Source organism: Ferdinandcohnia sp. SAFN-114 (assembly GCF_059415045.1).
In genome coordinates, this window is record NZ_JBPFDQ010000060.1 from 22,946 (window position 1) to 30,635 (window position 7,690).

Genomic DNA, 7,690 nt, shown 5'->3' on the forward strand with positions numbered 1-7,690 from the left:
TCAGCGCGAGGGTGTCCGAAGTTTGAGGATCTTCAGACTCTGGAATGCGGAATCTGTGCAGGGGTGTCCGAAGTTTGTCAATCTTCAGACAACGGTTGGCATATTCACCGCGAGGGTGTCCGAAGTTTGATGATCTTCAGACAAGGGAAGGCGGAATCAGGGCGGGGGTGTCCGAAGGTCTAGTAACTTCAGACAATCGGTGGCATATTCAACGCGAGTGTGTCCGAAGTTTGGGGATCTTCAGACAGTGAAAGGCGGAATCAGTGCAGGGGTGTCCGAAGGTGAAGTAGCTTCGGACATAAGTCGGCAAAATCTGCACAAGTGTGTCTCTGAAACCAAATAATTCCTCTAATATTAGGCGTTAATTTATCGAAAAAAATTAAAGCGTGAATTCATAGGTGAATTCACGCTAAAAAATATATTGTGTTTTATGTTCTGCTCCCTGAATTGGAACCTATTAAAGTATTCCCTGTCTTCGTTAATCATCAAGTTGTTGTACTTGGAAAAGGTTGAAATAATGTCCTTTTTGGCTCATTAATTCGGCATGCGTTCCGACTTCTACGATTTCACCATGCTCAATTAAGACAATTTTATCGGCATGTGTAATCGTGGATAACCGATGAGCAACGATAAAAGTAGTACGATTTTTTGCTAATTCTTCTAGTGATTCCTGAATGAGGTGTTCACTTTCCAGATCCAATGCTGAAGTTGCTTCATCCCAGATTAGTAATGGCGGATTTTTTAAGAATACGCGAGCAATTGCAATTCGTTGTTTTTGTCCACCAGACAGCTTTACGCCTCGTTCCCCTACTTTTGTATCATACCCTTGAGGGAGATTTTCGATAAATTCATGGGCATTAGCTGCTTTAGCTGCTTCAATAACTTCTTTGTCAGTTGCTCCTGGTTTACCAAGCAGAATATTATGCTTGACGGATTCACTAAATAAAAAGGTGTCCTGATGGACCATCCCAATTTTATCACGAAGACTTCTTACCTTAAAAGAACGAATATCCGTCCCATCTAATAAGATTCTTCCTCCAGTTACATCGTAGAATCTTGGTACTAAGCTGACCAGTGTCGACTTTCCTCCACCACTCATTCCGACTAGAGCAACTGTTTCTCCACTTTGAATGTTAAGATTAATATCCTTTAGAACGACTTGATCGTCGTCATCATCGCCATAAGAAAATGTTACATTTTCAAAACTCATGTTTCCGGCTACATTTTTACATTCAATCGCATTCGGCAAGTCGACGATATCATACTTTTCATCTATAAATTCAAATACACGATCCATCGAAGCAAGGGCTTGTGTTAATGTTGTTGATGAGTTTACAAGTCGTCTTAACGGGTTGTAGAGTCGATCAATATAAGCGACAAACGCAACCAAAGTTCCGACTGTTAAATCACCTTGAATCACTTGAAAGCCTGCATACCCGATGACAAGCAATGGAGCGATATCTGTTATCGTATTAACGACAGCAAAGGTTTTTGCATTCCAGCTTGTATGGTCTAATGCCTTTTGTAGAAAATTGCTGTTTTGTTTATCAAATAGCCTTTGTTCATGATCTTCAATTGCAAAACTTCGGATAACAGGAATCCCTTGCACACGTTCATGAAGATACCCTTGTACCTCAGCCAATGCCTGTGATCTTGATCTTGTAAGATGGCGAAGTCTGCCATAAAAATACTTAATCGAAAAGCCATAAAGTGGAAACAAAATAATAGAAACGATTGTTAATGGAATATCGAGTGTTAGCATAATCGCAATTGCAATAAAAATTGTAAACAGATCAAGCCATAAGTTCATTAATCCAGTAATGACAAATGTTTTCGTTTGCTCCACATCATGAATAACCCTAGATATTACTTCACCCGCTCGTGTATTGGCATAATACCTTAGACTTAGCTTTTGTATATGATCAAAAAGCTGGTCACGGATATCATAGAGGATTTTACTACCGACCCACTGTGCATAATATTGACGATAATATTCAACGGGTGGCCGCAGTACAAGAAAAATAAATAACATGATTCCCATCGCTAAGAAAAGTTTCGATAGTTTTTCATCTTGTGTAAGATCTGCAGCGATGACATCATCCAATACATATTTCAGTAATAGTGGAGTGAGCATTGGAATCGAGAATTTTATGATACCAATGATAATTGTGATAAAGATTTGAAACCGGTACGGCTTCACAAATTTCATATAACGTCTAGTACTCCCCAATCCCCTGACCTTCCTTCTAGTTGTTGTACAATCAATTACCCGAAAAACAATCGGGTTAAAATTTGAAAACCTGTTGTTATTTTCAACAGGTTTTAGAGGTTATTCAATTGCGCCTTTACATATTTGCGCGCAGATTTTTAGGCCCACACGATGTCGGTCACAAAGATGTTGCCACAGGAAGTGGCGGTTTTAGTCTTTGATTTATTGCTCGAAAAAAATTCATAAAAATCTGTGGCATCAGCCGGAGGCTTAACATTATTCAATAGAAGTTGGGACTTCTACTGAATAATGTTAACTTCGATAGGTTAGATAGCGCTCGTACCAGATATCAATAAAATCCGGTGCAAATGGACCTTTACGCCCACGAATCCATTGGATAAGCTTGTCCACATTATTTTTTAATATCTTATCGATGACATCAGGATAATTCATTTCACGACGATGCTTTTCATACTCATCCTCGTCTAATAAGATAAATGTCATATCTGGAAAAACCTTTATATCCAAATCATAATCGATATATTTCAATGCTTCATCATCGGAAATAAACGGGGAACTGATATTACAATAATAATAAACCCCATCCTCACGTATCATTCCGATAATATTAAACCAATGGCGCGCATGAAAATAACATATAGCCGGTTCACGTGTAATCCAAGTCCGGCCGTCGGACTCTGTCACAGTTGTGCGGTCATTCCCGCCTATGACTATGCTTTGTGTACCCTTAAGCACTCTAGTTTCTTCCCAAACACGGTGAATATGGCCATTATGTTTATAACTATGGATTTGTATTTTATCTCCTTCCATGGGAATACCCATTCTCTCTCCCTACTTTCACTTTGGGCAGCTTTGTCTTATACATTTCTAAATCTTCCAAAATTTGATATAGATTTTGTATATTATTCGATAGGTTTAATGCCGAACTCCCATATCGAACGTATTAAAACAAAGAAAAACCTTTTTCTATTATTATAACGGTTAGTCACATTTTTTAAAACAAAAGAGCCATCGTTATTTTTCGATGACTCTTTTACGCAACATATTTAGACAGTTTGATGGATTTTGCCTTGATAGGATCGAATAACTTCTTCCGTTTGTTGCTGGAATAAGTCATGGATCTGCGTTAGCTCATCTTGCATACGTTTTATCTCTTCTTGGATCGGCTGGAGTTCAGTTTCTTTTTGAAGTTCTAAAATTTGCTTCTCTAGTTCTTGGCATCTTTCAATTTCAGATTGAATGAAAAGTAGCTTATCCATTGTTTTTAACTGTTCACCAACAAGGGCATTAAAATCGCTCATCATGTGATCCTCCTAATTGTCTATGAACTATTATTATTGTTATAACCTATTATTTCTGGAAATAGACTCAATTTCCTTTGTCTATGTATGTAGTTATATAGGAGGTTTTGTCAAACTATCAAGGAAGGGCGTTGGCTAGCGGGTCATTATTTGAATTTTAGGATATCATCGATTTTATGAAAGACTCTACGATGGCGACTTTCCTCCATTCGGGACTTCATCCTCCTTATGAAAGACTTTACGATGGTGACTTCCCCCCGTTCGGGAATTCATCAGCCTCCTCATCCAACTCAAAAAAGAAAAAGGAAAACACTTCCCGACGAATACGGGAAGTGTTTTAGGTAAAGCAGTAAGTATTTTGATTATATTAGCCTTGGCCTTTGTTAGACTGAGACTGTTGGTTTTGACGTCTTACTTCTTGAGCGTTTGTTTCGCTAGCAAACTCAGTACCGAATTGACCACCAGCACCTTGAGATTGAGCGTTTTGTTGTCTAACTTGTTGTACGTTAGTTCCAGCTGAAGTTTTGTTTGGTTGTTTAGCCATTGTAATCACCTCCACGACAATTAATTTGTCCTAGAAAGGAATTTAATATCCATAAAAAATATTATTTAAAAATAGGATATTTTTACATACTTTGGATAATCTTATTAATTGAACATAGTGAAACTAATATGATGTTCAAAAAGGAGGGTAATTGAAGATGTATGCTGGTCGAGACATGACTCATTTATCAATGATCCCAAAAAATGAATGGAAGGAAAGCGAGCTTGCTTTTTTCCACCATTCCTTTCAACAAATTGTCCCTTATTTAAATGCTGAGGGCCAATCCCTGCACCGTGAAATCGTCCAGGAAATTGAAGCTAGGGGCGGTTTCCACCGTAACAATGAATATACAAGTGATATTAAATTGTCGTATGATTGATTTTAGGTAGAGATAAAGTGGGTCAAGGGACCTGTCCCCTTGACCCATTTATTTAGTGAGGTAGCTTTTTAATATTTTTTGATGGGAAACTGGGAAGGTGTATTGTTCCATTTCCTTTAGGCTAACCAGCTTCAAGTTGTCGGTTTCCTTTATAGTACCCTCTATTTTCCCTTCAAACACAGTTATGTTCCAAATCAAATGAGAAAACACATGCTGAATTGTCGTGAATGCTTGGCCAATTTTTGCATTTACTTGATACTCGTTAGTCAAGAAATCACCGAGCTGTTCTTTTGGTGCCTGGACATCTAGAATGGTTTCATTGTTTGGAAATTCCCACAGATTTGCTAAAAGTCCTTTTTCAGGTCGTTTATGGATTAAAAGTTTGCCATCCTCGTTTTGAAGGACAACTGCCGCCATAGATACAGCCGTTGGTGCCTTTTTCTTACTCTTTACTGGTAGTTCTTTTTGAACACCCTCTGCAAAAGCTCTACAATGTTCTTGAACGGGACATAATAGGCATGCAGGATTTCCTGGAACGCAAATCAGTGCACCTAATTCCATTAAAGCTTGATTAAAAGCAGATGGATTATCTTTTGAGATAATTTCTCTGACAATATCTTCAAACAATTTGCGCGTTTTGGGCTTAGCAATGTCATCCCATACTGATAAAATTCTTGAAAGTACTCGCATCACATTTCCATCCACTGCAGGCTCAGGTATTCCATAAGCAATACTAAGGATTGCCCCAGTAGTATATGGGCCTACACCTTTTAGACTCGAAATTTCTTCAACTGTATTTGGAACCTTACCATCATATTCTTGCGCAACTTCCTTAACAGCAGCATGAAGGTTTCGAACACGTGAATAATACCCTAGGCCTTCCCATGCTTTAAGTACTTTCTCTTCATCTGCCTCAGCAAGATCTTCGATTGTCGGAAACTTAGAAACGAAATTCTCAAAATACGGAATCACTGTATCGACTCTTGTTTGTTGGAGCATAATTTCCGAAACCCATACTTTATAAGGATCTTGATCCTGCCTCCAAGGAAGGTCTCTTTGTTCTTTTTCAAACCAATCAATTAAATCATTTTGAAATTCATTTATCGAAAAACTTTCTAAAAGTTTCATTTGTCCATACCATTCCCTCTCCCAAGGTGATAAAATTAAAATAATTTACCTACATGAAGAAAAAGCTTGTCCTTCTTCATGAAATCCTATCTTAAAACCCCAAAAAATTAGTGTTCCATTCAATTTTTTTCAAACATCTTTTTAAATTGAGATTGTTGGTTACATTAAACTTAGGAACAACTAAAAGCACAAGCGCCTTGTTCAGCTCTGACAAGCACAAGACGATTCGGCTAGAAGGTTGCTTTTTAACCTTCTTGCCGAATCGAATTGTGACCTCGAGGGGCTAGGCGATGCAGCTAGACAAGTTCGAAAAAGGAGGTCCCATTTTGGATACAGGAACACATATCGTTATGGGTTTTGCTTTAGGTGGCATTGCCACACTTGACCCACATGTTACGGTTAACCCCGCTACTACTCATGCCGTGATCCTAGGAACGTTAATTGGTTCGCAAGCACCAGACCTTGATACGATACTTAAATTACGAAACAATGCTCATTATATAAAAAATCACAGAGGAATTACACATTCCATACCGGCGGTTTTACTTTGGCCGATATTGATTACTGGAGCCCTTTTATTCTTTTACCCAGAAGCGAATCTATTATCTTTATGGATGTGGACCTTTATTGGTGTCATTCTCCATGTATTTGTCGATATTTTTAATGCATATGGAACGCAAGCGTTACGGCCTTTTTCTCACAAGTGGGTAGCATTAGGTGTTATTAATACATTTGACCCCTTTATCTTCCTCATGCATTTAGTAGGTATTATCGTGTGGAAGTTTGGGCTGCACCCAGGAGTAACATTCTTTTCCGTATATGCAATCCTTCTGGTTTATTATATCATTCGATTTCGAATGCGAAATAAGGTTGAAGCAGCCGTTCGTGCCAAAATCGATGAAAAAATCACAGAGGTTATTATTTCTCCAACCTATCGTTTCAGTCAATGGCATATTGCCGTCATAACAGAGAAATATTTTTATGTTGCTCGCTCTGTAAACAACGAACTTATTTTACATGATCAATTTGTTAAACGCCCAATTCCTGATACACCTGTTATAAATGCTGCAATAAAGGACAAGAACCTTGCTGCATTCCTCCACTTCTCACCCGTTTATCGATGGGAAGTTGATGAGTATGATGATTATTATGAAGTTCGCTTTATTGACTTAAGATATCGAAGCAAGGGACATTATCCATTTGTTGCGGTTGTACAGCTGGATCTTGATTTAAATATTATAACATCCTATACTGGCTGGATTTTCAGCGAAGAAAAACTCCGTAAAAAACTAGAGCTCATCCCGAGTTAAACCATTCCCCCCATAACAATGTTGTTATGGGGCTTATTTACTTCCAATTACTTGATAAGGATTACCATTAATTCACGTTCTCCATTTTACATCATAAGAGGTCAAGAACTCCATACTAGTAATACGTGTTTAAAGGAGAGAACTCCCTTTTTGCACGATATCCAATTTTGCTTCTATAGGAGGTATTCGCATGCGGAACAAAAAACGAGGATTCCCAAACCAGAATCGTAATAAGTTTCAGGGTGAGCCTAGAGCAAAGGCAGAATACGCTTCAACAAGAGCAGATGGTTCCATTAACACACATCCACAAGAACGAATGAAGGCTTCAAGTGAGCGACACGATTTTTAACTTAGGGATCAGACCAAAGACTAAGAACGCCACATCATGTTGGCCTAAATCGATTCGAGTATAACTTGGAGGTGCGTATAATGGGTAAAAAAGGCTATAAACGAAATGAATACAACAATCCTTTCCAACAAGCATGGGCAAATCCAAAACATGCATGGGCACAGGTAAATGGTGAAACAAGACGGACACAAAATCTCATTATATTGGAGCATCAAACAAGAAAACAATCATAATTAGAAAAGTGAAGCGGCTTGTCAGCCCCGACAAGCACAAGACGGGCCGGCTTGTTCTTTAACCTTCTTGATGGAATGGCTTGTGACCTCGAGGGGCTAGGCGATGCAGCTAGACAATAATAAAAACCAGAGAGATCGTTAATCTGTACCCCTTGTAAAGGACATTTTAAAAAAAGCTAGGCTACTTTAAGAAGATGATCTCTGTATTGAACAGGG

At 38.5% G+C, this 7,690-nt stretch carries 9 protein-coding genes; 4 read left to right on the forward strand and 5 right to left on the reverse strand.

The genetic code is table 11. From position 1 onward, the window contains the following. Nucleotides 1-478: 478 nt before the first annotated feature. The 4 genes from ACR65M_RS18045 to ACR65M_RS18060 form a co-directional block, all read right to left on the reverse strand. Nucleotides 479-2,230: an ABC transporter ATP-binding protein gene (locus ACR65M_RS18045; RefSeq protein ID WP_440273976.1), complete on the reverse strand. Its 1,752-nt coding sequence runs from the start codon at nt 2,228-2,230 to the stop codon at nt 479-481. A gap of 291 nt (nt 2,231-2,521) precedes the next feature. After that, nucleotides 2,522-3,052, reverse strand: a complete 531-nt coding sequence (gene ntdP, locus ACR65M_RS18050; RefSeq protein WP_099352806.1) for a nucleoside tri-diphosphate phosphatase — start codon at nt 3,050-3,052, stop codon at nt 2,522-2,524. Between the two features lie 224 nt (nt 3,053-3,276). Then, nucleotides 3,277-3,531, reverse strand: a complete 255-nt coding sequence (locus ACR65M_RS18055; protein ID WP_341332695.1) for a YgaB family protein — start codon at nt 3,529-3,531, stop codon at nt 3,277-3,279. Nucleotides 3,532-3,898: 367 nt separating this feature from the next. Beyond that, nucleotides 3,899-4,075 carry a gamma-type small acid-soluble spore protein gene (locus ACR65M_RS18060; RefSeq protein WP_099352808.1) on the reverse strand — a complete coding sequence of 59 codons (177 nt, stop codon included), beginning with the start codon at nt 4,073-4,075 and terminating at the stop codon, nt 3,899-3,901. 157 nt (nt 4,076-4,232) lie between these two features. Between ACR65M_RS18060 and yfhS the strand changes: the two genes are divergently transcribed. Beyond that, nucleotides 4,233-4,454, forward strand: coding sequence for a mother cell protein YfhS (yfhS, locus tag ACR65M_RS18065; RefSeq protein ID WP_099352809.1), 222 nt, complete (start codon nt 4,233-4,235; stop codon nt 4,452-4,454). Nucleotides 4,455-4,502: 48 nt separating this feature from the next. Here yfhS and mutY read toward each other — a convergent pair whose 3' ends face one another. Further along, entirely contained in the window at nt 4,503-5,582 is a 1,080-nt protein-coding gene (mutY, locus tag ACR65M_RS18070) for an A/G-specific adenine glycosylase (protein WP_440273977.1), read from the reverse strand. A 326-nt stretch (nt 5,583-5,908) separates the two neighbouring features. Between mutY and ACR65M_RS18075 the strand changes: the two genes are divergently transcribed. From ACR65M_RS18075 to ACR65M_RS18085, 3 genes are all read left to right on the forward strand, one after another. Continuing rightward, nucleotides 5,909-6,892: a metal-dependent hydrolase gene (locus ACR65M_RS18075; protein WP_341332697.1), complete on the forward strand. Its 984-nt coding sequence runs from the start codon at nt 5,909-5,911 to the stop codon at nt 6,890-6,892. 190 nt (nt 6,893-7,082) lie between these two features. After that, entirely contained in the window at nt 7,083-7,241 is a 159-nt protein-coding gene (locus ACR65M_RS18080; RefSeq protein WP_010677476.1) for a small, acid-soluble spore protein K, read from the forward strand. Nucleotides 7,242-7,321: 80 nt separating this feature from the next. Continuing rightward, nucleotides 7,322-7,474, forward strand: a complete 153-nt coding sequence (locus ACR65M_RS18085; protein ID WP_099352812.1) for a YpzG family protein — start codon at nt 7,322-7,324, stop codon at nt 7,472-7,474. The last annotated feature ends 216 nt before the right edge of the window (nt 7,475-7,690 follow it).

Excerpts from the sequence above, each read along its gene's own strand:
- ntdP (WP_099352806.1), bottom strand. The coding sequence starts at position 3,052 with ATGGGTATTCCCATGGAAGGAGATAAAATACAAATCCATAGTTATAAA.
- ACR65M_RS18055 (WP_341332695.1), bottom strand. The coding sequence starts at position 3,531 with ATGAGCGATTTTAATGCCCTTGTTGGTGAACAGTTAAAAACAATGGAT.
- ACR65M_RS18060 (WP_099352808.1), bottom strand. The coding sequence starts at position 4,075 with ATGGCTAAACAACCAAACAAAACTTCAGCTGGAACTAACGTACAACAA.
- yfhS (WP_099352809.1), top strand. The coding sequence starts at position 4,233 with ATGTATGCTGGTCGAGACATGACTCATTTATCAATGATCCCAAAAAAT.
- mutY (WP_440273977.1), bottom strand. The coding sequence starts at position 5,582 with ATGAAACTTTTAGAAAGTTTTTCGATAAATGAATTTCAAAATGATTTA.
- ACR65M_RS18080 (WP_010677476.1), top strand. The coding sequence starts at position 7,083 with ATGCGGAACAAAAAACGAGGATTCCCAAACCAGAATCGTAATAAGTTT.
- ACR65M_RS18085 (WP_099352812.1), top strand. The coding sequence starts at position 7,322 with ATGGGTAAAAAAGGCTATAAACGAAATGAATACAACAATCCTTTCCAA.